Annotated in this window: 21 protein-coding genes; 14 read left to right on the top strand and 7 right to left on the bottom strand. The window is 63.5% G+C overall.

Annotated elements, in window-relative coordinates:
• Window positions 1-26: 26 nt before the first annotated feature.
• Complete coding sequence (locus HX881_RS04545; RefSeq protein WP_177083089.1) at window positions 27-725, bottom strand: YoaK family protein; 699 nt, start codon at window positions 723-725, stop codon at window positions 27-29.
• 130 nt (window positions 726-855) lie between these two features.
• Between HX881_RS04545 and HX881_RS04540 the strand changes: the two genes are divergently transcribed.
• From HX881_RS04540 to HX881_RS04530, 3 genes are all read left to right on the top strand, one after another.
• A complete protein-coding gene (locus HX881_RS04540; RefSeq protein WP_177083087.1) occupies window positions 856-1,506 on the top strand; it encodes an HD domain-containing protein in 651 nt (216 codons plus the stop codon).
• Between the two features lie 66 nt (window positions 1,507-1,572).
• Complete coding sequence (locus tag HX881_RS04535; protein WP_177083085.1) at window positions 1,573-3,219, top strand: phospholipase D-like domain-containing protein; 1,647 nt, start codon at window positions 1,573-1,575, stop codon at window positions 3,217-3,219.
• Window positions 3,220-3,316: 97 nt separating this feature from the next.
• Window positions 3,317-5,740, top strand: a complete 2,424-nt coding sequence (locus HX881_RS04530; protein WP_177083083.1) for a P-loop NTPase fold protein — start codon at window positions 3,317-3,319, stop codon at window positions 5,738-5,740.
• Here HX881_RS04530 and HX881_RS04525 read toward each other — a convergent pair.
• Window positions 5,737-6,975, bottom strand: a complete 1,239-nt coding sequence (locus tag HX881_RS04525; RefSeq protein WP_177083081.1) for an NADH:flavin oxidoreductase/NADH oxidase family protein — start codon at window positions 6,973-6,975, stop codon at window positions 5,737-5,739. The two genes, HX881_RS04530 and HX881_RS04525, sit on opposite strands and share 4 nt — an antisense overlap.
• Before the next feature lie 78 nt (window positions 6,976-7,053).
• Between HX881_RS04525 and HX881_RS04520 the strand changes: the two genes are divergently transcribed.
• A complete protein-coding gene (locus HX881_RS04520) occupies window positions 7,054-7,494 on the top strand; it encodes a MerR family transcriptional regulator (RefSeq protein WP_017126052.1) in 441 nt (146 codons plus the stop codon).
• Window positions 7,495-7,530: 36 nt separating this feature from the next.
• Here HX881_RS04520 and HX881_RS04515 read toward each other — a convergent pair whose 3' ends face one another.
• Complete coding sequence (locus HX881_RS04515; RefSeq protein ID WP_177083080.1) at window positions 7,531-9,069, bottom strand: MFS transporter; 1,539 nt, start codon at window positions 9,067-9,069, stop codon at window positions 7,531-7,533.
• A 269-nt stretch (window positions 9,070-9,338) separates the two neighbouring features.
• On the opposite strand from HX881_RS04515, the gene HX881_RS04510 reads away from it, so the two are divergent.
• The 7 genes from HX881_RS04510 to HX881_RS04480 all read left to right on the top strand — a co-directional run bounded on the left by HX881_RS04510 (window position 9,339) and on the right by HX881_RS04480 (window position 16,201).
• Window positions 9,339-10,226, top strand: coding sequence for a LysR family transcriptional regulator (locus HX881_RS04510; RefSeq protein WP_177083078.1), 888 nt, complete (start codon window positions 9,339-9,341; stop codon window positions 10,224-10,226).
• The gene (locus HX881_RS04505; protein WP_177083076.1) at window positions 10,219-11,118 is read left to right on the top strand and encodes a LysR family transcriptional regulator; all 900 of its coding nucleotides are present in this window, start codon (window positions 10,219-10,221) and stop codon (window positions 11,116-11,118) included. The genes HX881_RS04510 and HX881_RS04505 overlap by 8 nt, the downstream gene beginning before the upstream one ends.
• Window positions 11,119-11,238: 120 nt before the next feature.
• Entirely contained in the window at window positions 11,239-12,429 is a 1,191-nt protein-coding gene (locus HX881_RS04500) for a CaiB/BaiF CoA transferase family protein (RefSeq protein WP_177083074.1), read from the top strand.
• A 19-nt stretch (window positions 12,430-12,448) separates the two neighbouring features.
• Window positions 12,449-13,423 carry a hydroxymethylglutaryl-CoA lyase gene (locus HX881_RS04495; RefSeq protein ID WP_017126047.1) on the top strand — a complete coding sequence of 325 codons (975 nt, stop codon included), beginning with the start codon at window positions 12,449-12,451 and terminating at the stop codon, window positions 13,421-13,423.
• Window positions 13,420-13,815 carry a VOC family protein gene (locus HX881_RS04490; RefSeq protein ID WP_017126046.1) on the top strand — a complete coding sequence of 132 codons (396 nt, stop codon included), beginning with the start codon at window positions 13,420-13,422 and terminating at the stop codon, window positions 13,813-13,815. The genes HX881_RS04495 and HX881_RS04490 overlap by 4 nt, the downstream gene beginning before the upstream one ends.
• Entirely contained in the window at window positions 13,812-14,753 is a 942-nt protein-coding gene (locus tag HX881_RS04485; protein ID WP_177083072.1) for a D-2-hydroxyacid dehydrogenase, read from the top strand. The genes HX881_RS04490 and HX881_RS04485 overlap by 4 nt, the downstream gene beginning before the upstream one ends.
• Window positions 14,754-14,869: 116 nt before the next feature.
• Entirely contained in the window at window positions 14,870-16,201 is a 1,332-nt protein-coding gene (locus tag HX881_RS04480) for a dicarboxylate/amino acid:cation symporter (protein ID WP_177083070.1), read from the top strand.
• Window positions 16,202-16,265: 64 nt separating this feature from the next.
• On the opposite strand, the gene HX881_RS04475 is transcribed toward HX881_RS04480, so the two are convergent.
• Together HX881_RS04475 and HX881_RS04470 are read right to left on the bottom strand one after the other, a co-directional pair.
• The gene (locus HX881_RS04475; protein ID WP_017126043.1) at window positions 16,266-17,381 is read right to left on the bottom strand and encodes an MDR/zinc-dependent alcohol dehydrogenase-like family protein; all 1,116 of its coding nucleotides are present in this window, start codon (window positions 17,379-17,381) and stop codon (window positions 16,266-16,268) included.
• A 148-nt stretch (window positions 17,382-17,529) separates the two neighbouring features.
• Window positions 17,530-18,540 carry a substrate-binding domain-containing protein gene (locus tag HX881_RS04470; protein ID WP_017126042.1) on the bottom strand — a complete coding sequence of 337 codons (1,011 nt, stop codon included), beginning with the start codon at window positions 18,538-18,540 and terminating at the stop codon, window positions 17,530-17,532.
• A 338-nt stretch (window positions 18,541-18,878) separates the two neighbouring features.
• On the opposite strand from HX881_RS04470, the gene rpiB reads away from it, so the two are divergent.
• The gene (gene rpiB, locus HX881_RS04465) at window positions 18,879-19,340 is read left to right on the top strand and encodes a ribose 5-phosphate isomerase B (protein ID WP_017126041.1); all 462 of its coding nucleotides are present in this window, start codon (window positions 18,879-18,881) and stop codon (window positions 19,338-19,340) included.
• Window positions 19,341-19,488: 148 nt separating this feature from the next.
• Window positions 19,489-21,573: a putative bifunctional diguanylate cyclase/phosphodiesterase gene (locus HX881_RS04460; protein ID WP_177083068.1), complete on the top strand. Its 2,085-nt coding sequence runs from the start codon at window positions 19,489-19,491 to the stop codon at window positions 21,571-21,573.
• Here the strand turns inward: HX881_RS04460 and HX881_RS04455 are convergent.
• Both HX881_RS04455 and HX881_RS04450 read right to left on the bottom strand, forming a co-directional pair.
• Window positions 21,570-23,030 (bottom strand): DHA2 family efflux MFS transporter permease subunit, encoded by a 1,461-nt coding sequence (locus HX881_RS04455; protein ID WP_177083066.1) that lies wholly within the window; start codon window positions 23,028-23,030, stop codon window positions 21,570-21,572. The genes HX881_RS04460 and HX881_RS04455 overlap by 4 nt on opposite strands.
• 161 nt (window positions 23,031-23,191) lie before the next feature.
• On the bottom strand, window positions 23,192-23,839 hold the full coding sequence (locus HX881_RS04450; protein ID WP_177083065.1) for an FMN-dependent NADH-azoreductase: 648 nt from the start codon (window positions 23,837-23,839) through the stop codon (window positions 23,192-23,194).
• Between the two features lie 97 nt (window positions 23,840-23,936).
• On the opposite strand from HX881_RS04450, the gene HX881_RS04445 reads away from it, so the two are divergent.
• Window positions 23,937-24,791 carry a LysR substrate-binding domain-containing protein gene (locus HX881_RS04445; RefSeq protein ID WP_177083063.1) on the top strand — a complete coding sequence of 285 codons (855 nt, stop codon included), beginning with the start codon at window positions 23,937-23,939 and terminating at the stop codon, window positions 24,789-24,791.
• The last annotated feature ends 16 nt before the right edge of the window (window positions 24,792-24,807 follow it).

Below are 24,807 nucleotides of genomic sequence, written 5' to 3'. Positions count from 1 at the left end.
ATGCGTTGAAAGGACCTTTGCAGCCGTTACGCCTGGGGCTGGCGCCGGTCGCTGCGGTAAACCCGCAGGCAGACGCCGGTGGCGACCAGTACCGGCAGTATCAGTGCCCACAAGCCACAGGCCAGGTAGAGCAGGGCCGCACCGATACAGCCGAGGGCAAAACCCAGCAGGGTGGTGCAGATCGGCTTGAGGCGTTGCTTGATGACGAGCCGCTGGGCGTCATCATGCTCGGTCCACAGGGCGAATACATCGACGGCGAACTGGGTGACATTGCCGGTCATCAATGTGGTCGGTGGCGTGCCTTTCATATGTTGGCGGGAAATGGCGTTCTGGATCGCCATGGCGGTGACCCCGGTCATGCCGGTGACCAGCGCCGTGGCGCTGTCGCCATCGGTAAACGGCCCCCAGACAATCGCCAGCAGGGCAAAGGCCGCAAGCATCAGGGTGTGGGCGATCAGCAACAGGCGCAGCGGTACCCATCCGCGCCGATGGATCGCCACGGCGGCCAGGTGGGTCAGTCCCACCACCAGGACGAACACCGGCAGGGCGATCAACTTGGGCAAGGCGCCGGAAGTGCCATGGACGATACTCACCCCCAGGGTCACGAAGTTGCCGGTGACATGGGCGGTAAACAGGCCCTGCAGGGCGAGGAAGCCCAGGGTGTCGACAAAGCCGCCGTTGAAACTGAGGGCCGGGCCCACACTGGGGTGCAAGGGGGATTCCATGGCCTGTCCTCGGGTTTGGGTGACGCAGGATTGATCGGGGTTGCCGGGTGGCAGCAGACGGTAACTCGCCGCTGGTCGTCGATCAAGGTAGAGTCCGGCTCCTGTGTCGTTGCCACTTCGAGGCCCGTGAATGACTGCCGTGTGTTTTGCTCCCTGCCACTCCTTGGCCGGGCGCTTGCTGGAACTGTTGCCCGTGGTCCAGGGGGACGGTTCCCATGACCTGTCGCATATCCATCGGGTATGGAAAAACGTCTGTGCGATCCAGCGCGAGGAAGGCGGGGACCTGGACATCCTGATCGCCGCGACGCTGTTGCACGATTGCGTGGCGGTGGAGAAAGACTCGCCGCTGCGGGCCCGTGCTTCGCGCCTGTCGGCGGAAAAAGCCTCGACCCTGTTGACGCAACTGGACTGGCCGGAACCGAAGATAGCCGCCACCGCCCATGCCATCGAAGCCCACAGCTTCTCGGCGGCGATCGCCCCGACCACCCTCGAAGCCCGGATCCTGCAGGATGCCGACCGACTGGACGCGCTTGGCATGATCGGCGTGGCGCGCTGTTTCCATGTCGGCGGGCGCCTTGGGCTCAGCCTGTACGATCCGGCGGATCCGCTGGCGCAACACCGTGGGTATGACGATCAACGCTTCAGCCTCGATCATTTCCAGACCAAGCTGCTGCACCTGGCCTCGGGTTTCCAGACCGCCACGGGGGCACGCTTGGCGGCGATCAGGCATGAGCGTCTGCAGCGTTTCATGGAAGATTTCATGGAAGAAATAGGCGTGTGAACTGCCTGGCGCTATGAAAATTCGCTACGCTCGATGGCCACAGCAAACGGCTCAAGGATGTGATTCATGCGCGTACTGCAAACCAACGCCCAGGACGATTTCCGGGTCAAGGCGTATGCCGGCACCAGCGGGGTGCTGCTGGCAATGGACCTGGCGGAGTCGAAGCGGGCTGGCCTGTTGGGTTTTGCCATCGAGCGCCAGGTGGGGACCAAGCCCTGGTTGTTTCTCTTCAACAGCCTGACCTTTCCCGGCAAGGAGCACACCTTTCCCCAGTACCACGCCACCCCCAGCGATCTGGCGCCGTTGCAGAAATTCCGCTGGGCCGACTACAACGTCGAGCCCGGCACCACCTGCAATTACCGCGTGCACCTGGCCTACGGCACGCCCGATGCGCCACAACTGGGCGAGTCGCTGGCGGTCACGGTAACCACCGACAACGGCCTGCCGAAAAACCAGCGGGTGATCTTCAATCGCGCGGTGGCGGCGAGCCAGGGTTTCGAACGCAAGTTTCCCGACCTGGACAAGCAGCTCACCACCCAGAAAGACCTGCCTATCGAGGCCTGGCCCGACGCCGCGCGCCTGTGGCTGGAGAATGGCCTGCTGGAAGAACTGCTCGGTTTTATCGCCCGTGCCACGGATGCACAGTGGGGGCTGGATATCGCCATCTACGAGTACCAGTTGAAGGCGATTGTCGATGCCGTCAACGCCGCCCAACAGCGCGGCGCGCGGATCCGTGTGCTGTACCACGCCAAGGTCGGTGACGACGACACCACCCTGAACGAACAGAACCTGGCGGCGATTCCCGCCGAGGGCAAGCGCGGGCGGGTGACCAGCAATATCTTCCACGACAAGTTCATCGTCCTCAGCCAGCGCGATGCCGCCGGCGAGTATCGGCCCGAGGCGGTGCTGTGCGGCAGTACCAACTTCACCGCCAATGGCGTCTACCGCCAGGCCAACGTGGTGCACATACTCGACGACAGTCGCCTGGCCGGCGAATACATCCAGGTCTTCGAACAGATCTGGGCGGCGCCGGCGAATGTGGCGGCGACCCGCAAGTGGATTACCCAGAACAACCCAATGGACCCGGCCCAGCCCTTGTTCGCCGGGTTTTCCCCGCGCACCGGCCAGGGCGACCTGAAGGAATTCGAGCAGATCATCACCGCGGCGCGCAAGGACCTGCTGTTCGCCACGGCCTTCGCCTTGCCCCAGCAGATTCTCGATGCCTTGCTCGGCCAGCCCCATGACGATGTCTTGCGTTATGGCCTGCAGAACACGGCCAGCAGTATTTCCGGCATCCACGCCGACCGCACCGATGACTTTGTCGCCACGGCGCTGCTCAATACCGGCCTGGAAGGCTGGATCAAGGAAGGGCTCAACGGTCAGAAGGGGCGGCTGCTGGTGCACACCAAGGCCATCGTCACCGACTTCACCACCGACTCGCCGACCATCATCAGCGGCAGCCACAACCTCAGCGTCGGCGCCAGTGACGGCAATGACGAGAATTTCCTGGTGATACGTGGCGATGTCGACCTGGCGGACCGTTATGGCCTGGAGATCCTGCGTTTCTACGAGCATTACCGGTTTCGCTATTACGCGAAGAAACTGGCGCTCAAGCAGGTCCAGCCGCTGTCGCCGGACAATAGCTGGAGCGACGGGTATTACCAGGACGGGGACCTGAAGATGTTGTCGCGGTTGCGGTTTGCCGGGCGTTGAAGTGGATTCGATGATTGCCAGGTTCAAGACTGGATGATATTAAAGGGCCATTTTTATTTCGGGCCTTGCCCGGCAATCGAGCAAGGAATCGCCAGGCATGGACAGCAGTGATGGATCGAGTGGCAATGAAGAGCTGATTCCACTCAGCAGTGTCATTAAAAATACCGTTCTGAGCGGCCTTTCCTACCCGGTCCCCAAGGATAAGGAAAACGTCGAGAAAAACCCGGCTCTTGCCCCCGTTCACTTCGTCACCACGCACAATGATGATCCCTGGTCGGCAGGTCTGGATGATCGTCTGGGAGTGGCTGAAGAAGCCAAGGCATTTGCCCGCATGGCGTTAGCCAAGGCGTTTACACCGCCCTTGGCCATCGGCTTGTTTGGCGACTGGGGCAGCGGCAAGTCGTTTTTCATGAGGTTGGTGTACGAGCATATCGAGCGTCTGACCTCAGCGACGCTTCCGGTCAAGGGCGCGCCAGAGGCTGGCTCATCGGACTTTCACCGTGAGGTGGTGCAGATCCGCTTCAATGCCTGGCACTACGCCGAGACCAACTTGTGGGCCAGCCTGGTCGAGCACCTTTTTACGGAGCTGGATCGTTGGTATGGCGCCAACCATCACGATGATCCCCATGCACTCCTCGATGGCTTGTCAACGGCAAGGGCGTTGACGCTGGAGGCCGCGAAAGAACTGGTGGAGCAGCGGCTCGAGCAGCGCAAGGCCTCCCAACGGTTGAGTGAGGCCGAGACGCAACTGGCGGTGGCCCGTGCGTCATTGAAAACGTCTGCTGACCTCTATGTGGGAGCCGTGATCTCTGTATTCGCTGATCCGAAGTCTGATTCTGAGTCTGATCCGGGCATCGAAGAAATCAAGACTGAATTCAAGGCGGCGGTAAGCGAGCTGGGTATTGCACATCTGGCCGGAGAGGTTGAAAGCTTCCAAAAGGTCTCATCGTCACTGCAGGGCGAAGCTACACGGGCTCGCCTCTTGTTTGACGGCTTCAAGTACCAATTGCAATCGGGTTTTTTCATCGGACTTTTCGCAGTGATCGTATTGGCGACGCCCTTTGTTGCGGCGGCGGCAGTGAAGCTCATTCCGTTTCTACAGGGATTGCACGAGGGCGTTTTCGCGCTGGCGTTCGGATTGGCAGGCGTGACCGGGTTGGCCACAAAACTGTTGAAAACGGTCAGGGGCTCCCTGGATAAACTGGAAAGATCCAAGCGTGCGCTGGATATTGCCGTAGAGAAGAAACTCAAGGCTGAAGTGGCGCAGGTGCAGAAGGCGCAAGCGAACCTTGGCAAGATCAGCGCCGATGTGGAAGCGGCCAAGGCCCGTGTGCAAGTAACCAGTGCGAAGCTGGCGCAGGCAACGCAGGACTTTCAGGAGGGCACCGGCGCCGGGCGCCTGAAGCAGTTCATTCGTGAGCGGGCTGATGGGCGCTATGCGCAGCACCTTGGCTTGATCGCAACCATTCGCAAGGACTTTGAGCAGTTGGCGTCCAATATCGCCCAACTTGCAGGTAATGCTGTCGCCACCGGTAGCGATGGAAGCCGGGAAAAACCTCCCTCTGCGGTCCTGGCTGCGGAGCGTGCTTTCAGGGCAGAAATGGGCCGATTCCTGTGGCGCTATCGGCATGAGCTTGAAGCGGATGAGCTTCTGAAACTGCGCAAACCTCTTTCCTTGTCTTCACGAACTGCAGACGAGATCTCTTTCAAGCGGATCGTGATTTACATCGATGACCTTGATCGCTGCCCGCCAGAGAAGGTCGTGGATGTGCTGCAGGCGGTTCACCTGTTGCTGACATTTCCGATTTTTGTCGTCATGGTCGCCGTGGATGTGCGCTGGGTCAGCAATGCGCTGCTCAAGCACTATCGGGGAATGATGTCCGGTGTTCGAGACTCAGGAAAAGACATCGCGTCGGCTACCGACTACCTGGAGAAAATTTTCCAGATACCCTACTGGATGAGGCCAATGGACGAGCCGGCGAGCCGACTCTTCCTGAGCGATCGCCTGCAAGGCATTACACCTTCCTCCTTGGGGCTGCCTCCTCTGGCGAACGATTCCGGGAGCACGCGGGAGGAGGCGGTGCATCGTGTTACCAGGAACTTGTCGATCAACAATCGTGAAATCGACCTGTTCAATCAGTTGGCTCCCTATATCGGCGGTTCTCCCAGACGAACCTTGAGGTTCTTGAATATCTACCGGTTGATCAAGGTCAGCCTGAAAAGCATTGACCTGAAGGAATTTGAGGACAATGGGTTCATCGCACTCATGGCACAGATTGCCTTGGCTACAGGCCACCCGGATACGTTCGAAAGGTCGTGTTCGTTACTGGTTGAGGATGTTGGCTGGACGGAGCTGCGTCATGACCTGCTTGGAAAGGAAGAGGGACGCAGCCTGCAGATCAGGCAGGTCGCCAATATCCTGGATATCTACTTCAAGACGTCTCAACTGATTGAGGGGCGGCGGATGAGGCTGCTGAAAAAATACGCCGCCATTGCCCGCCGCTACTCCTTTGTCGGCTAGGCACCGGCCTTCAATCGGCTCATCTCGCGGCGATACTGCTTCGTCCGTCGACCGATAAACAACCGATCCAGCACCAAAGCCCACACCGCCGAAACCTCGGGCTGCGGGCGGCGGCCCTTGCTCAGGCGCTTGAGCTGGAATTTGACCACCGCCATGCTCGCCAGCGAGGCCAGTGGTTTTTGCTTCCAGCGGATCGGCTGCAACTGCGGATGGGTGTCACGGCCTTCGCGCCAATGCCGGGGCAGGTGCGGTTCCAGCGCCAGGGCGGTACCGATACCGGCCATGGCGATGCCGCTGTCCAGCACCTGCTCGACAACGGGCAGGCGGCGGATGCCGCCGGTGACCATCACCGGCATCGTCGCCACCTTCGCCAGTTCGCCGGCCATTTCCATGAAGTAGGCTTCCCGCGCCAGCGTCCGGCCATCCCGGGCTTCGCCTTGCATGGCCGGGGCCTCGTAGCTGCCGCCGGAGAGTTCGACCAGGTCCACCGGCAGCTCATTGAGCCATTCGATCACCTGGCGCGCATCGTCGGCATCGAAGCCGCCGCGCTGGAAGTCCGCCGAGTTGAGCTTGACCGCCACACAGAAGGTCGGCGCCACCTCGGCCCGAACCGCCTTGACCACCGACAATAGCAAACGGGCGCGGTTTTCCAGGGAGCCGCCCCAGCGATCGGTACGTTGATTGCTCAGCGGCGAGAGGAACTGGCTCAGCAGATAGCCGTGGGCCGCATGAATCTGCACGCCGGTAAAACCCGCCTGTTCGGCAAGCCGGGCGCTGCGGGCAAAGCGTCCGATGACGTCCTCGATATCCGCTTCACTCATGGGGCGCGGCTCGGCGAACATCTTCGAGAATCCACCCAGCTCCAGCGGAACCGCCGAGGGAGCCCAGGCGATCTGGCCGAGATTGGCCATGGTCTGGCGCCCGGGATGGTTGATCTGCATCCAGAACTGCGCGCCCTTGGCCCGGCCGATCTCAGCCCACTGGCGGAACTTGCGCAGATGCCGCTCATCTTCCAGCACCACGCCGCCGGGGCCGGTCATGGCGCGCCGGTCGATCATCACGTTGCCGGTCAGCAGCAGGCCGGGCTCGCCATCGGCCCAGGCGCGGTAGAGTTCCATCAGGTGGGAGGAAGGGGCGTTGTCCAGGTCGGCCATGTTCTCTTCCATGGCAGCCTTGGCAATGCGATTCGGGATCTGTACGCCGTTGGGTAGCGGCAATGCTTGGAAGGGTGACATGCTTGACTCCGGGGTAGTAGGGAGTTCAGGCTAAGCTTAAAGTAAACTTTAATGTCAAGCCCCGATACGAGGATTTCCATGAAGATCGGTGAACTGGCTCAACGCAGTGGCCTGGCGGCCTCGAAGATCAGGTTCTATGAAGCCCAGGGCCTGATCCGCAAGGTGCATCGCCAGGCCAATGGCTATCGGGAGTATCCGTCCGAGGTGTTGCAGACCTTGTCGATCATCCAGTGCGCCCAGCAGGCTGGCTTCAGCCTGGAGGAGCTGCGAGCGCTGGTGCCGGCTTCCGAACCGGGAGTCTGGGATCATGCGGAAATGATCGAGAGCCTGGAACGCAAGATCGCTCAGATCGAGGCCATGCAGGCCCGTCTGGCCCAGAGCAAGCTGCAACTGCTCGGGGTGGTGAACAGTATCAGGAGCAAGCCGGCGGACATGCCGTGCGCGGAAAACGCCGAGCGCTTGATGGCGTCGCTGAATGTGCCGCAGGTAAACGCCAAGGGGCGCGGCGTCGAGCAGTAGCTCGTCGAACCGCGCCTTTCCCTCAGCGCGCCGGTGTTATTCCCCGGCCAGGGAAAATGGTTGCGCTCCGGGGAGCGGATTGCGCATCAATGTGCCCACCACCAGCGCGCCGAACAGCGCCAGCAGACCCGCGACCCAGAGCACCGTGCCAAAGCCGCCGACGAAAGCCTGGCGGGCCAGTGGCTGCACCACGGCGCGTGCCGACTCCGGCAGTACGGCCATCGCCGCCGGCATATCGCCGGCCACCACCCGCGAAGCAATGGCCTGGGCCTGATCGCGCCACGGTGCGGCCTGCGCGCCGAGACTGGCCTGGAGCAGGTCCTGGGTATGGCCGGCGAGCAACGCACCGAACACGCCGATGGCCAGCATGATCGCGCTGAAGCGCATGGTGGTGCTCATGCCCGAGGCCATGCCGGAGCGCTCCCGGGGGACGCAGGCCATGATGTTTTTCTGGGTATCGCCATTGAGCAGTCCGGCACCGGCGCCCGTCACGGCAATCGCCAGGCCGAAGGCCAGGTAGCCGCCGCTGCTGACCGCCCAGGCACTGAGCAGATTGCCGCAGCCGACCAGGGTCAGCCCGCTGGCCATCACGGTCGCGGGCTCCAGGCGCGAGGCCAGTCGCACGCCGATACGCGGGCAGATCAGCATGGTCAGGGCAAAGGGCAGCATGCCCAGGCCAGAGGCGATGGCCGACAGGCCCAGGCCGTTCTGCAGGTAGAACGGCAGCAGCGTCATCATCACCTGGGCGCAGCCGGCGTAGGCGAACATCCCCAGCAAGGCCCCGATAAAGCGCGGATAACGGAACAACTGCAAGTCGACCATGGGGCGTTGCTGCACCCGCTCGACCACCACGAACACACCGAGCAGAGCGACCCCTCCCAGCAGTCGGGCGTAGGTCAGCGGATGGCTCCAGCCAATCTGGTTCGCTTCGATCAGGCCCCAGATCAGGCACAGCAGCGCGCCGCTGAAGGCCAGGCTGCCCCAGGGGTCGAGACGGGCCGACTGGCTGTCGCGGGACTCGGGTACCGCATGCCGGACCATCGCCATCAGCAGCAGGCCGATGGGCAGGTTGATAAAGAAGATCCAGCGCCAGCCCAGGTACTGGGTGATCAGTCCACCAACCGTCGGCGCGGCGGTCATCGCCACGCCCATGCAGGCGCCCCAGAAGGCCCAGGCCTTGGCCCGCTCGACTTCATCGTGGAAGGTGTGGCCGATGGAGGCGAGGGCGGAAGTCAGCAGCAGCGCGGCACCGACGCCCTTGATCGCCCGGGCGATATCGAGGAACAGGCTGCTGGGCGCGGCGCCGCAGCCGAGGGAGGCGAGAATGAACAGGCTCAGGCCCCAGAGCAGGGTCTTCTTGCGGCCGAAGCGGTCGGCGATGCTGCCGGCGGGCAGCAGCAGGGCGGCGAACGCCAGCATATAGGCGCTGACCACCCACTCGATATCGGCAAAGTTCGCCACCAGGTCACGGGCGATGCTCGGCAGGGTGACGGCGACGATATTGGTGTCGAGGACAATCAGCGAGCAGACGCCGGACGCCGTCAGCAGCGTCCGGCGCGGGCTGACCCGGCTCATGGGCGTACCTGCGCCGGCAGCCTGGTCGTGGCTGTCCCGACCAGGCGGCGGTCCGGTTGCCGTCGGAAGATTGCCTCGGGGGCAACGATGGGCGTCGGATCAGCCGCCGCGACCAACGGTATGCCCGAACAGGTACAAGGCAACGGCGCAAGGAAGTTGACGGACATGCTCAAGGCTCTCTACTGTGACGGTAAGACAGCTTAACGCGGGGTCGGCCCGGCTTTGTTAGGCCAGTCCTGGTACTTCATTACCTTTGAGCTAATGCCCGTATGGAAATCCGCCATTTCCGTTATTTCCTGGCTGTTGCCCAGCAGCGCAATTTCACCCGCGCGGCAGAACAGCTGGATATCGCCCCGCCAACCCTGAGCCGGCAGATCCAGGACATGGAAAATGCCCTGGGCACCCGGCTGTTCCTGCGGGGGCAGCGCGAGGTCAGCCTGACCGAGGCGGGCGCGGCGCTGCTGCCGGAGGCCGAGGCGACCGTGCGCCAGTTCGAGCACGCGCAGCGCAACGCCCAGCGGGCCGGGCGCGGCGAGATCGGTCATATCGAACTGGGCTATGTCGCCGGGGCGGTGTATTCCGGGGTGTTGCAGCGCCAGGTCAAGGCCTTTGTCCGGGCCTTCACCGATGTCAGCCTCAATGTGCGGGAAACCCCCATGGCGACATTGCCCGGGCTGATCGCCGAAGGGCGTTTCGATATCGGTTACGTGCGCTCGCCGATGTCCCTGCCCGAGGGCGTGGACGCCGTGCGTCTGAATACCGAAGGCTTTGTGCTGGCGATGGCCGACGACAGCTGGTTGTGCCGCCTGAAAAATATCGGCGCCGAGCACCTGCAGAACGAGACCTTCGTGCTGCCGGAGCAGATCAGCGGTACCCTGCAGGTCGCTGCCCAGGGCGGTTACGCGCCGAAGCTGGGGCCGCAGCCCGGCGGGCTGGTGGCGGTGATCGCCGCAATATCCCTGGGCCAGGGTGTGGCGGTGGTGCCGGAATCGGTGATCGGCCATATCAACCTGCCGAATGTGGTCTATCGGCCCATCGAGGGTTGCCAGGCCACGTCCTGGTTGTCGCTGATCCATCGCCGCTTCGAGAAGGCACCGGCCGTGGCCCGCTACATCGAGCGGGTCAAACGTGAATTCCCGGAGAAGCAGCATGATTAATCCCGCGCATTTCGACCTGCAGTCCCTGCGGGTGTTCCTGCTGGCCGCCGAGCACGGCAGCCTGACCAAGGCGGCCGAACACGCCAACATGACCCTGTCGGCCCTGAGCAAGCGGATCGCCGAACTGGAGCGCACCACCGACTGCCCGTTGTTTACCCGTTTGCCCCGGGGGCTGGAGCTGACCTCGGCGGGGCACGGATTGCTGGTCCATGTGCGCAGCATTCTCGACGGAGTCAACCGCATGGCCGTGGAGGTCGGCGATTTCGCCGTCGGCGTTCGCGGGCATATCAAGGTCTGGGCCAACACCTCCGCGGTGGTGCAGTTCCTGCCCCAGGACCTGGCCCGGTTCCTGTCCCACAACCGGCAGGTGCGAATCAGCCTGGAGGAAGCGCTGAGCGAGGCGACCATCGACGCGGTGGAAACCGGCCGGGCCGATATCGGCGTGTTTGCCGACAATGTCCCGTCCCCGGGGCTGGAGACCTTTGCCTACCGCACCGACCAGTTGGTGCTGCTGGTGCCCTCGGCTCATCCGCTGGCCGGCCTGGACAGCATCGCCTTCGTCGACACCCTGGACTTCGACTATGTAGCGCTGAACCAGGGCAGTTCATTGCTGCGCCGGATTACCGATGCGGCCCATCGGGCGAGCAGGGTGCTCAACGTGCGAATCCAGGTCAGCAGCTTCGACGGCATCTGCCGGATGATCGAGGCCGGGTTGGGCATCGGCATCCTGCCCCGGGCCGCGGTGCGTGCCGAACTGCTGGGCGCGGGTTTGCACGCGATCGAATTGAGCGATGCCTGGTCGCGACGGACCTTGTACCTTGGGGTGAAGTCCCGGGCCGGCCTGGCGCCGGAGGCCCTGCGCCTGTTCGAGTTCCTGCGCACGCCGCCATAGCGGGTGGCCGATGACCCTTTCCTGAATGGAAAGGGTCATGGATCAATCACGGATTTTCATGTCGCCTGTCCCCGCTGACAATCCCCCTCACTTCTTCAGGAACAGGTTAAAGGGGGCGCCATGCAAAAGCCGTTGCAGGGGATCCGGGTGATCGAACTCGGGCAACTGATCGCCGGGCCGTTCGCCGCCAGGATACTCGGCGAGTTCGGCGCCGAGGTGATCAAGATCGAACCGCCGGTCACCGGCGATCCCCTGCGCAAATGGCGCCTGCTGCACGACGGCACCTCGGTGTGGTGGGCCGCGCAGTCGCGCAACAAACGCTCGCTGACCCTCGATCTGCGCCAGCCCGAGGGCCAGGAACTGGTTCGGCGCCTGATCGCCGATGCCGATGTCCTGATCGAGAACTTTCGTCCCGGCACCCTGGAAGGCTGGGGGCTCGGCTGGGATGCGCTACATGCCTTGAACCCGCGCCTGGTGATGCTGCGGGTCTCCGGCTACGGCCAGACCGGACCTTATCGCGACCGTCCCGGCTTCGGCGTGATCGGTGAAGCCATGGGCGGCTTGCGCCATTTGTCCGGCGAGCCGGGGCGGACCCCGGTGCGGGTGGGCGTCTCCATCGGCGATTCACTGGCGGCGCTGCACGGGGTGATCGGTATCCTGCTGGCCTTGCGTCACCGCGATCAACAGGACGGGGAAGGGCAACAGATCGACGTCGCCCTCTACGAGTCGGTGTTCAACATGATGGAAAGCCTGTTGCCGGAATACTCGGTGTTCAACGCTGTGCGCGAACCGGCCGGCAGCAGCCTGCCGGGGATCGCGCCGACCAACGCCTATCGTTGTCGCGATGGCGGGTTTGCGCTGATCGCCGGCAATGGTGACAGCATTTACCAGCGGTTGATGGAGGTGATCCGGCGTCCCGACCTGGCCGCCGATCCGCGCTTGGCGCAGAACGACGGTCGTGTACTTCACGTGGAACGCATCGATACGGCGATCTCCCAATGGACCGCGCGGCTGCCCCTCGACGAGGTGCTGTCGATTCTCACCGAGGCACGGATTCCCGCCGGCAAGATCTACAACGCCGCCGACATCGCCCAGGATCCGCATTACCGGGCGCGGAACATGCTGCTCGACAGCCACCTCGATGACGGCACGCCGGTGACCTTGCCGGGCATCGTGCCCAAGCTCAGCCTTACGCCGGGGGAGGTCAGCCGTCCGGCACCGAGACTCGGCGAGCACACCACGCAGATTCTCGACGCACTCGGCATCGAACCGGACCGGCAGGCCGACTGGCGCCAGCGCGGTATCATCTGATCACAAGGAGCCCCATCCCATGCATCCGCAACGCCTGTACTTGCAGGAGGTCGCGCCCCGCGACGGCTTCCAGAACGAAGCCCGCTTCATCGACACCGCCGACAAGATCGCCCTGGTCGACGCCCTGGGCCTGTGTGGCTACGCCAAGATCGAAGTCACCTCGTTCACCTCGCCCAAGGCCATACCGGTGTTGCGCGACGCCGAGGCGCTGATGGCCGGTATCCAGCGCCGGCCCGGGGTCGAATACACCGTGCTGGTGCCCAATGTGCGGGGCGCCGAGCGGGCCCTGGCGTGCGCCATCGACGAGGCCAACCTGGTGATGTCGGTGAGCGAGGCGCATAACCGTTCGAACCTGCGCATGAGTCGCGAGCAGTCTTTCAGCCAGCTGTGCGAAGTGGTCCAGGTGATCGGCGCGGGGCCGGTGGCGGTCAATGTGTCGTTGTCGACGGTCTTCGGCTGCCCGATGCAGGGCGATATCGAGATCGACGAGGTGCTGCGCTGGGTCGAACGTTTTGCCCGTCTCGGAGTGCGTGGCGTGACGCTCTGCGACACCACGGGCATGGCCTATCCTAGCCAGGTCGAGGCGCTGTGCCGGGTGGTGCGCGAGCGTTTTTCCGACTTGCAGCTGACCCTGCATTTCCACAACACCCGGGGCATGGCCCAGGCCAACGCCCTGGCGGCGATTGCGGCCGGTATCGATCGCTTCGATGCATCCCTCGGCGGCCTTGGCGGTTGTCCCTATGCACCGGGGGCCAGCGGCAATGTCTGTACCGAGGACCTGGCGCACATGCTGCAACTGATGGGCTTCGACACCGGTCTCGACCTGGACCGGGTCCTGGCGGCCGCGGCCCGTCTGCCCGGACTGGTGGGTCATGAAGTTCCCAGTCAGATACTCAAGGCTGGCAAGCGCCTGGACCTGCATCCGATTCCGGCCCACGTCGCCAGCCTCGATAAACAACTGCCTTCCAACCGCCTTCAGGAGTTGAACCCATGATCGACCATCTCGACCACCTGGTGCTGACCACCATCGATCCCGTTGCCGCCGAGGACTTCTATGTCCGGGTATTGGGCATGCAGTTGGAAACCTTCGCCGGAGGACGCAAGGCGTTCCGCTTCGGTAACCAGAAGATCAACCTGCATGTGCGTGGCCATGAGTTCGAGCCCAAGGCCCACCTGCCGGTACCGGGTGCGCTGGACCTGTGCTTTATCGCCGCGATTCCCCTGGAGGCGGTGATCGAACGGTTGCGCCAGGCCGACTGGCCGATCATCGAGGGGCCGGTGATGCGCACGGGCGCCACCGCGCCGATCCGCTCGGTGTATGTGCGCGATCCGGACCTGAACCTGATCGAGATTTCCGAACTGGCCGGGGAGAGTGACGCCCGATGAACATCGTCTTTCTCGACAGTGCCAGCTTGCCGTCGAGTATCGCTCGTCCGGCCTGGGTCACCTCCTGGATCGATCGGCCCGATACCGCCCCGGACCTCCTGGCGCGGGTGGCGGCCGACGCCGAAATACTGATTACCAACAAGGTCCGTCTGGGCGCCGCGGAACTGGAGCGCCTGCCGAAGCTGCGCTTTATCTGTGTCGCCGCGACCGGCTATGACTGCATCGACCTGGCGGCCTGTCGGGATCGTGGCGTGATGGTCTCCAATGTGCCGGCCTATTCGGCGCAGAGTGTCGCCGAGGCGGTGATTGCCTCGATATTCGCCCTGCGTCGACAGCTGTTCGCCTACCGTGAGGCGGCCCTGCGGCAATGGCCGGAGTCCCGTCACTTCTGCGTGCACGACCAGCCGATCCTGGATGTGCGTGGCAGTGTGCTGGGCGTCGTCGGCAAGGGCGGCATCGGTTCGTTGACCGCACGTATCGCCGAGGCGGTGGGCATGCGCGTGATCTTTGCCGAGCATCGTGGCGCGAGCCAGGTCCGCCAGGGCTATCTACCGTTCGAGGCGGTGCTGGAGCAAAGCGATGTGATTTCCCTGCATTGCCCGCTGACCGAGCACACCCGCCATCTGATCGGGGCCGCCGAACTGCGGCAGATGAAACCCACGGCCTTGCTGATCAATACCGCGCGAGGGCCGTTGGTGGACGAAGCGGCACTGCTGGAAAGCTTGCGCAGCGGCCGGTTGGGCGGTGCGGCGCTGGATGTGCTGGCGGTCGAACCGCCGGAGGCCAATCATGCGCTGCTCGCCTGCCGGCACCCGAACCTGATCATCACCCCTCATGTCGCCTGGGCCAGCCAGAGCAGTCTGCGACGCCTGGCCCAGGCGATTGTCGCCAACCTGGAAGCCTTCCAGGCGGGAGCGCCGATCAACCGAGTGGCCTGAGTGGCCCGGCGGCACCCGTCTTCAAAACAATAACAAGCGTGCTCCCCACGGGGTTGGCCGATTCAGGGCCCGGCCCCCTGCTGCCCGGGGAACGCCCATGCTGACGAGGACCTACCATGACAAAAACAATCGCTCCCTCGCTGACTGCCGCCATACCCCGTCGACTCCGCTGGCTCTCGATCCTGCGTCATCTCTATGTGCAGGTGCTCGTCGCCATTGTCCTGGGTATCCTCTTCGGGCACTTCTATCCGCAATTGGGGGCCGACATGAAACCCCTGGGCGACTCGTTCATCAAGCTGATCAAGATGCTGATCGCGCCGATCATTTTCTGCACCGTGGTCAGTGGGATCGCCAGCATGCAGAGTCTCAAGCGCATCGGTCGGGTCGGGTTCAAGTCACTGCTGTACTTCGAAGTACTGACGACCCTGGCCCTGGTGGTCGGCCTGATAGGTGTCAACCTGCTCAAGCCCGGTGTCGGCCTGCATATCGATCCGGCCAGTCTCGATGTCCATGCCATCGAGTCCTACAGCAAGGTGGCCCATGAACAATCCGTGGTGGGCTTTCTCACCCACATCATCCCTGCCACGGTGTTCGGTGCCTTTGCCGAGGGTGACGTCCTGCAGGTGCTATTCATCTCGATCCTCTTCGCCTTTGCCCTGCAGATGCTGGGGGCAGCCGGCAAACCTGTGCTGGAGTTGATCGACCTGATCGCCCAGGCGTTCTTTCGCATGGTCAGGATCGTGATGTATGTCTCGCCATTGGGAGCCTTCGGCGGTATGGCGTTTACCATAGGCCAGTATGGGGTTGGTTCCCTCGGCCACTACGGCAGCTTGCTGCTCTGCTATTACCTGACGGCTGTGTTTTTCGTGTTCGTGATTCTGAATCTCGTCGCGCGACTCGCCGGCTTCAGCCTCTGGAGTTTCCTGAAGTACATTCGCGACGAGTTGTTCCTGGTGCTGGGCACCTCTTCATCGGAGTCGGCGCTGCCACGTCTGATGGGCAAGCTGGAACGCCTGGGCTGTGAGAAGTCAGTGGTGGGCCTGGTGGTGCCGTCGGGCTACTGCTTCAACCTGGATGGCAGTTGCATCAACATGACGGTGCTGGCGATCTTCATTGCTCAGGCCCTGGACATCCAGTTGTCCCTCGGGCAGCAGGTCACGCTGTTGCTGATCCTGTTGTTGACCTCCAAGGGCGCGGCCAGCGTCACCGGTGGCGCGTTTATCACGCTGGCGGCGACCCTCGGCAGCCTGGGGGTGATCCCGGCGGCGGGGTTGGTGCTGGTATTGGGGATCTACCGGTTCATTTCCGAAGGTGGCGCGCTGATCAATGTGATAGGCAATGGCATTGCGACTTTGTTTATCGCCAGGTGGGAAGGCGCTCTGGATAAGCAACAGTTGGCCTCGGAGTTGTGCCAGGGAGCGCCCCGCGAGGTGGATGCACAGCCTTGACCGAATCGCCCAAGGGCGGTGCCGCGACCACCCGGTCCACGAAAGCCGGGTGGTCGAGTACGGCTCAGGGTTCCAGTACGACTTTCAGGGAGCGATCGCCGCGCTCCATCACCGCGAAGGCATCCATGAAGTCCGCCAGGGCGAACTTGTGGGTCACCACGTCGCGCATGTCGATCTTGCGTTGGCCGATAAAGTCGATGGCCCGCGGGTACATGTAGGGCCCCAGGTGCGAGCCGAGCACATCCAGTTCCTTGCGGTCGCCGATGATCGACCAGTCCACGGTGGCCTCGTCATTGAACACGCTGAATTCGACGAAGCGTCCGAGCTTGCGCAGCATCGCCAGGCCCTGGTTGACCGCCTTGTGATGGCCGGTGGCTTCGATATAGATATCGCAGCCGTAGCCGTCGGTGATGGCGCGGATCTTTTCCAGGACGTCCTCACGGGCCGGGTTCCACACTTCGTCGGCGCCCATGCGCAAGGCCAGTTCGGCGCGTTCTGGCTTCATGTCGAGGACGATCAGGCGCTTGGGGTTGCGCAAGCGCACCGCGCCGATGATGCCCAGGCCGAGGGTCCCGGCACCGGCCACGACGACGATATCGTCGAAACCGACATCCGCACGATCGGCGGCATGCAGCGAACAGGCGAGGGGTTCGATCAGGATCGCCTCGTCCGGCGGGATGCTGTCCGGCACCTTGTGCACGATGCCTTCCCTGGTGAAGATCATGTACTGGGCCATGGCGCCCTGGACGTTGTTCTGGAAACCGTACAGGTCGTGTTTCTGGCACATCCAGTACTGGCCGTGGTTGCAGAAGCGGCAGCCCCAGCACGGCACGATCTGTTCGGAAATCACCCGGTCGCCGATCTTCACGCCACGTTTTTCCGCACCCGGGCCGAGGGCGACCACGCGGCAGACGAACTCATGGCCGGGGATCATCGGCGGCTTGACGTAGCGCGGTTGTTCGGCGTCGCCCCAGAACGACGGCGCGCCGCGAAAGGTCTTGATGTCGCCCATGCAGATGCCGCACAGCTCGACCTTGGTGAGAATCTCGTCGGGGCCGGGTGTCGGTACCGCGACTTCTTCCAGGCGGTAGTCCTCGGGGCCGTAGCAGACCACGGCCTGCATGGTGGCGGGGATGACCGGCTGGTCGTGGCGGGAAGGTTGCTCGATAACACGGGTCATGGCAGTGGACCTCGGAAAACACGGGGTGACGGCGTGCGGCAGTGGTCGATCGGTCGGTTTGCACGGGCGATCACCGGCGCCGCGACGCGGGGGGCACCAGCCCGGTGACTGCGCGGGGCTGGGCTCGGTGGTTCCTGATGGCTCGGGGCTACTTGGCGGTGCCGGAAACCTGCAGGTACAGCGCGTCGGCATTGGCGTTGGTGACCGGAACCCATGGCAGGATGTAGGTCTTGTCGGTGCCGTCACCCCACTTCAGGTCCTTGGCGTAGCGCTGCCAGATCACTGACTGCGGCTTGTAGTCCTTGCCGACGAGGGTTCGCAGGGCCACGTCGAGAGCGCCCTGGGACTGCGCCTGGGCATCCTGCAGGAAGGTGGTGACTTCGTCTTTCTTCGCCGCCTGGATGGCATCGGGCATGCCGTCGATCGCGGTGATGGGGACGTCGTTTGGCGACAGGCCACGGGATTTCACCGCTTGCAGGGCACCCAGGGCCATGTCGTCGTTCTGCGCGATGATGCCGGAGATGCCGCCGTTGGGGTGGGCGTTGAGCCAGTCCTCGGTCAACGAAAGGGCTTCGGCGCGCGACCAGTTGGCGGTCTTCATCTCGATGACCTTGATGCCCGGGTTCTTCAGCAACACTTCGACTTCGCCCTTTTGCCGATCGATTTGCGCCGACTGGCCGATCGGGCCCTGGATGATCACCACGTTACCCTTGCCCTTGAGCTTGTCGACCATGGCCTGGGCCTGGAGGCGCCCGCCCTCGATATCGTCGTTGCCGATGTAGGGCACATTGGCGCTGGCGACCTTGGTGTTGGAGGCGATCACCGGCACGTCGCTTTCCTGGGCGCGGGCCACGGTGGCAACCCCGGCCTTGGTGTCGATCGGCACGAAGATGATCGCGTCGTAGTGCTGGGTGACCATGGTCTCGATCTGGTTGTTCTGGGTCAGGGCGTCGTAGTTGCCGTCGAACACGGTGATCTGCACCGTGCCGTCCTTGACCGCCGGGTGCTCCTTCAATTCGCGGACCCAGTTCTGCATGAACTGACCCTTGAGGCCATAGACGGCGGCACCGATCTTGTAGGTCTTGCCCTGGGCGAAGCTGACGCTGCTGGCGAGCAGGGAGACGGCCAGCAGGGCGAGTACTGTTTTACCTGACTTCATGGAGAACACCTTTATTGTTGTTGTCGTTCGTTTTTGGCGAAGGCAAATGGCGGGTCAGCGTTTTCTCTTGCTGTGAAATTCCTGTGGGTCGCAGCGTCATGTCTCGCTGTGAATCTATGTGTATCAAATGAAATTCTGATCAGTCAATGGGTTTTTGTTCAAAAAATTATGAAGGGCTGCCAAAGGCGGCATGTCGATGGTTTGCCCTGTTTTCTAGTGGCTAAAGCAAATCATGCTTGACAGTAGGGGGTGTAATGCCTGAGAAATGACTGATCAAATTCTCATATGAAGATCATATGATCAGTTTTTGCCTCATCACGGCAGCGGAGTGAAACGCCATGAATACAGCATTCTCGGTGGCCATCGGGTGTGACGAAGCGGGTTATGAGCTCAAGGAGGTGCTCAAGCGGTATATCGAGACCCTGGGGCATCCGGTTGAAGACTTCGGCACCCATTCGCTCGACCCGGTGCTCTATCCGGACATCGCCCTGGCCGTGGCCAATGCGATCAAGGGCGGCGCCCATCGACTGGGAGTGCTGGTCTGTGGCACGGGAATCGGCATGGCCATTTCCGCCAACAAGGTGTTCGGAATCCGCGCGGCCCAGGCCCATGACACCTATTCCGCCGAGCGCGCGCGCAAGAGCAACGATGCGCAGATCCTGTCCATCGGCGCGCGGGTGGTGGGCGCCGAGCTGGCCAAGAGCGTGGTCAAGTCGTTCCTGGAATCGGAGTTCGAGGCGGCGCGGTCCGGAGCCAAGGTCGAGCGCATCAATGCCATCGAGCGCGACGGGCACCCCTAGCCGGCATTCCCCGGCCTGCGGGCTCGCACCGGATGATGCAGCACGTCGCAGCGAATTTCTAAACCCGTGCGTTCGTAAATGAAGCAGGTACAATCCGGGGTTTTAACGGGCTGATATGCCGTCCGGTCCGCTGCTCCAGAGAATTTCGATGCTCATTGGTAGTTATTCCCCCGCGCTGGTCTTCATCTCGCTCTGTGTGGCGATCCTGGCCTCCTATACCGCCCTGGACCTGACCGGGCGCATTGCCACCGCCCGTGGCCGCGCCGTCTATCTGTGGATGGCCGGCGGCGCCCTGGCGATGGGCGTCGGGGTCTGGTCGATGCACTTCATCGGCATGCTCGCATTCCGCCTGCCGATCGAGCTCGGCTACGACGCGCCGCTCACCGCGCTGTCGCTGCTGATCGCGATCCTGTCCTGCGGTTTTGCCCTGTGGCTGGTCAGCCAGCCGCGCCTGCCGTTGTGGCAGCTGGCATTTGGCGCGCTGGTCATGGGTGCCGGTATCAGTGCCATGCATTACTGCGGCATGGCGGCATTGAAGATGCAGCCCGGCATCGACTACGACCCGACCCTGTTCAGTGCGTCGCTGGTGATTGCGGTGGTGGCCTCCGCGGCGGCACTGTGGATTGCCTTCCACCTGCGGCACAACACTCCCCATGTACGCCTGGCGCGCAGCGGGGCGGCGGTGGTCATGGGGATTGCGATTGTCGGCATGCATTACACCGGCATGGCGGCGGCGAATTTCGCCGAAGGCAGCTTCTGTGGCGCGGCTGCCAGCGGCCTGGCGCTGAAGGGCCTGGACCTGCTGGTGTTGGTGACCAGTCTGGCGGTGCTGTCGATCGCCTTGTTGACCTCGATCCTCGATGCCCGGCTGGAGGCGCGCACCGCCGATCTGGCCGATTCGCTGACCCTGGCCAACCAGGAACTGACCCAGTTGGCGCTGCATGACACCCTGACCGGCCTGCCGAACCGGGTGTTGCTGGCGGACCGCATCGACCAGGCGATGCACAAGGTGAGCGCCGATGGCGGCTGTTTTGCCCTGATGTTTATCGACCTGGATGGCTTCAAGCCGGTGAACGATGCCTTCGGCCACCACATGGGCGATCAGTTGTTGCGTGAAGTCGCGCTGCGCCTGCGTGAGGACCTGCGGACCCAGGACACCCTGGCGCGGATCGGCGGCGATGAATTCGTCCTGCTGGCGCAGCTGGCGGAACCGGACGATGCGCTGCAGGTGGCGTCACGCCAGGTCAATCTGCTGTCCCAGGCGTTCCGGGTATCCGGTCATGACCTGCAGATCTCCGCCAGCATCGGCATCGTGATGTACCCCGGCAACGGCCAGACCGCCGAAGAATTGCTGATGAACGCCGACGCGGCGATGTATCACGCCAAGGGCGCGGGCAAGAACGGCCACAGTTTCTTCGATGCCTCGATGAACGGTAATGCACGCAAGCAACTGCAATTGCTCCAGGATCTGCGCCAGGCGCTGGAGTGCGATCAGTTCCGCCTGCACTACCAACCCAAGTTCGATGCGCGGGGCGGCTTGCCCATCGGTGCCGAAGCCCTGTTGCGCTGGGAGCATCCCGAGCAGGGCCTGTTGCCACCCGACACCTTTATCACCCTGGCGGAAAAGAGTGGCCTGATCATCCCCATCGGCGAGTGGGTGTTGAACGAGGCTTGCCGGCAGATGCGGCTCTGGTACGAACAGGGCTACCAGCACTGGCGTATCGCGGTGAACCTCTCGGCCTTGCAGTTCTGTCATGGCGGCCTGGTCGCCAGCGTTGCCGGCGCCCTGGAGCGGCACCGGTTGCCGGCCAACAGCCTGACCCTGGAAATCACCGAAACCACCGCCATGAGCGATGCCGACGCGAGCATGACGGTGTTGCAGCAACTGTCGGACATGGGCGTGGACCTGTCCATCGATGACTTCGGCACTGGCTATTCGAGCCTGATGTACCTCAAGCGGCTGCCGGCCAACGAGCTGAAGATCGACCGCGGTTTTGTCCGCGACCTGGAGCACGACACCGACGACGCGGCGATCGTTTCGGCGATTGTCGCGCTGGGTCAGGCGCTGGGCTTGCGGATTGTCGCCGAAGGTGTCGAGACCGACATGCAGCAGGACTTCCTGACCCGGCTGGGCTGCGATTCCCTGCAGGGTTATCTGCTGGGGCACCCGTTGCCGGCCGATCGCTTCATGGCGGATATCAGCCGGGCCGAGCAGCAGAAGGTGCTGGGTTAATGACCGCTGACCAGCGGAGCCTCGCCGCCAAGGCTGCTGCCGGTTTTCGTGCGCATCAGGGTCGCGGCGATGCCGGCGCCCAGCGCGGAAAACAGCGCGCCCGCCAGGAAGGCTGCCTGATAGCCGTCATTGAGGGCATCCAGGGGCGGCAACCCGGCACTCAGGTGCAAGTGGGTGCGCGCCGCCGCGAGACTGGCGAGCGCGGCCAGGCCCAGTGCGCCGCCCATCATGAACGCGGTATTGACCACTCCGGACGCCAGGCCTGATTCGGATGGCGCGACATCGTTCATCGCTGCCAGCAGCAGCGGGTTGAACGCAATGCCGGCCCCCAGCCCCAGCAGCACCATGCCCGGCAGGATATGGTGCATGAAGGTGCCGTTCACAGGCGCCTGGGCAAACAGCAGCAGGCCGATGGTCGCCAGTGCCAGCCCTGCCGCGAGGGGCAGGCGGATACCGAAGCGCATCACCAGCCTGGCCGAGATACCCAGCGAGAAAACCGCCATGATCAGGTTCGCCGGCAGGAAGGCCAGGCCGACTTCCAGCGGCGTGTAGCCCAGCACCAGTTGCATGTACAAGGCCGAGAGGAAGAACCAGGCAAACATCGCCGCGGCCCAGAGCACGCCGACGACATTGGCGATGGCCAGGTTGCGCAGGCGAAACAGGCGCAACGGCATCAGCGGCACCCTGACCCGGGTTTCGATCACCAGGAAGGCCACCAGCAGGCCGGCGGCCAGGACCAGTTGCCCGACGGTGCGGGTCGAGCCCCAGCCCATCTCGTTGCCATTGACGATGGCGTACACCGCCAGCATCAGCGCGGCGGTCACCGTCAGGGCGCCGGCCACGTCGAGGTCGCGGGAGGGATGTTCGTTGAGGGTTTTCGACAGCAGGCGCAGGGACAGCAGGATCACCGCCACGCCGATCGGCAGGTTGACCAGGAAAATCCAGTGCCAGCTCAAGGTACTGGTCAGGACCCCGCCGAGCATCGCGCCCAGGCTGCCGCCGCCGGCACAGACAAAACCATAGACACCCATGGCCTTGGCGCGGTCGGCCGGTTCGCTGAACAGGTCCATGATCAGCGACAGGGCCACGGCGGTGACCACGGCAGCGGCCAGGCCCTGGAAGGCGCGGGCCCAGACCAGCACCGCCTGGGTCTGGGCGATGCCGCAGGCCAGGGAGGCCAGGGTGAAGAAGCCGATCCCCAGCAGGAACAGCCGGCGATGCCCGTACAGGTCGCCCAGGCGTCCTCCGAGCAGCAGGAAGCCGCCGAAGGTCAGCATATAGGCGTTCACCACCCAGGCCAGGGAGGTTTCGGAAAACTGCAGGTCGGTCTTGATCGACGGCAGGGCGACGTTGACGATGGTGGTGTCGAGCACAATCATCAGGACCCCGAGGCACAGCACGATCAGGGCGATCCAGCGTTGTCGGGCGTCGTGGGCAGGGGTATCGGGGGCAGTCATGATGATCTCTCACTGGGGCAGGCGCGAGAGTGTAGGCACCCGCGGGTGCCGGGCTCAATGGTGAGATTGTAGTGGGGTTGTGAAGGGTTGTTGCAAGGATGTAAGCGCATCACCCGGGGGCGTCAGTGCAAGGATCTGCCGATGACGCCGGGGTGAGTTCATCAGCGTTGTCCGGCCAGCCTGTCCGCCAGGGCATGCGCCTGTTCCGCGCCCGCGCGGCGTGATGCTTCATCCATGTCCTGGCCGAGCAGGGTCTTTTCGACCGTCACCGAATGCACCTCGGTAATCCCGACGAATTGCAGCCATGCCTCGACATAGGGTTTCTGGAAATCGAAGCGTTCGGCGGGGGTGGCCGATTGCGCGGAAAAGTCCAGGCCGCGGGCGTAGGTGACCACGGCGATCCTGCCGCCGAGCAGGCCTTCGAGCCCGCGCTCGGGACCGAATTCGAACAGGATGCCCTTGTGGGACACCAGGTCGATAAAGTGCTTGAGCTTGTAGGGAATGCCGAAATTCCACAGCGGCACCGACAATACGATCAGATCGGCCTTGAGCAGGGGCGCGCCGAGTGCCTCCAGTCGTTGCCACGCTTCGGCCTGTTCCGGGCTCAGGGCGAGGCCGGCAAGGGCGGCGTACTTGGCGTCCATGGCGGGCTGGTCGAGGTCCGGCAACGGCTCGCTCCACAGGTCCAGGGTCATCACTTCGGTTGCGGGGCGGTGGTGCCGGTAGCGTTCGATAAAGCCGTGGGCCGCTTCGAGGGAGGCGGAGCGGTGTTTGCGCGGCGAGCATTCGATATGCAGCAGGGTGGTCATGACGGCCTCGGTTCGGTGGGAGGAGGCGGACATTGCAACATAGTTGTTTTCATTCTATAAATCGTAAATATATGAATGATTGATCACAGTTATCACTATGTTTGACCCCTTGCTGTTGCGCACCTTCGTCGCCGTGGTGGATGAAGGCGGTTTCACCCGCGCCGCGGAGAAGCTGCACCTGACCCAGTCGGCGGTCAGCGGGCACCTGCGTCGCCTGGAAGGCCAGGTCGGCAAGCCTCTGCTCAAGCGCACCACCCGTTCCCAGCAGATGACCGGGGAGGGGGAGCGGCTGATGACCTATGCGCGGAGCATTCTTTCCCTCAATCGCGATGCCTGGGCCGAACTCACGCGCTCGCCGTTCCAGGGCCGGGTGCGGATTGGCGTCTCGGAAGATTTTGCCGAACCCCGGTTGTTGCGCGCGGTGCAGGAGTTTGCCGCGCAGTACCCGGGCATCGACATCGAAGTGCAGGTGAATATTCCGGGCACGCTACTGGGGCTGATGGCGCAGGGGGAGCTGGAGCTGGTCATCGGCTCCTTGTGCGAAACCCGCCAGGCCGGGCAACTGCTCTGGCAGGAACCCCTGGTCTGGGCCGCTTCCGCCCAGGCGTCGACGACCTTGCCCACGCCCTTGCCGCTGGCGCTGTTCCCCGAGCCCTGTCCGTATCGCGAGGTGGCGCTGACCCGGCTGGCCCAGGCCGGCATCGCCCAGCGCACCGCGATGCTCTGCACCAGCAACAATGCCTTGCGCGCCGCTGCCGTATCGGGATTCGCCGTGGCCCCGATGGCCTTGAGCCAACTCGGTCCGGGCTTGTCGATACTGGGCCCCGAATCAGGACTGCCGGCGTTGCCTGACGCGGAGTTTCGCCTGTTCGCCTCGCCGCAGGCCGATCAGGCCATTATCGCGGCCCTCGGCGAAGTGATCGTGGCGTACTGCGCGGCACGACGGAGCTGATCGGGGCAGGTGGGAC

The sequence above is a fragment of the Pseudomonas gingeri genome, from assembly GCF_013386115.1.
GTDB lineage: Bacteria > Pseudomonadota > Gammaproteobacteria > Pseudomonadales > Pseudomonadaceae > Aquipseudomonas > Aquipseudomonas gingeri.
This window is presented reverse-complemented; position numbering and strand designations above follow the sequence as displayed.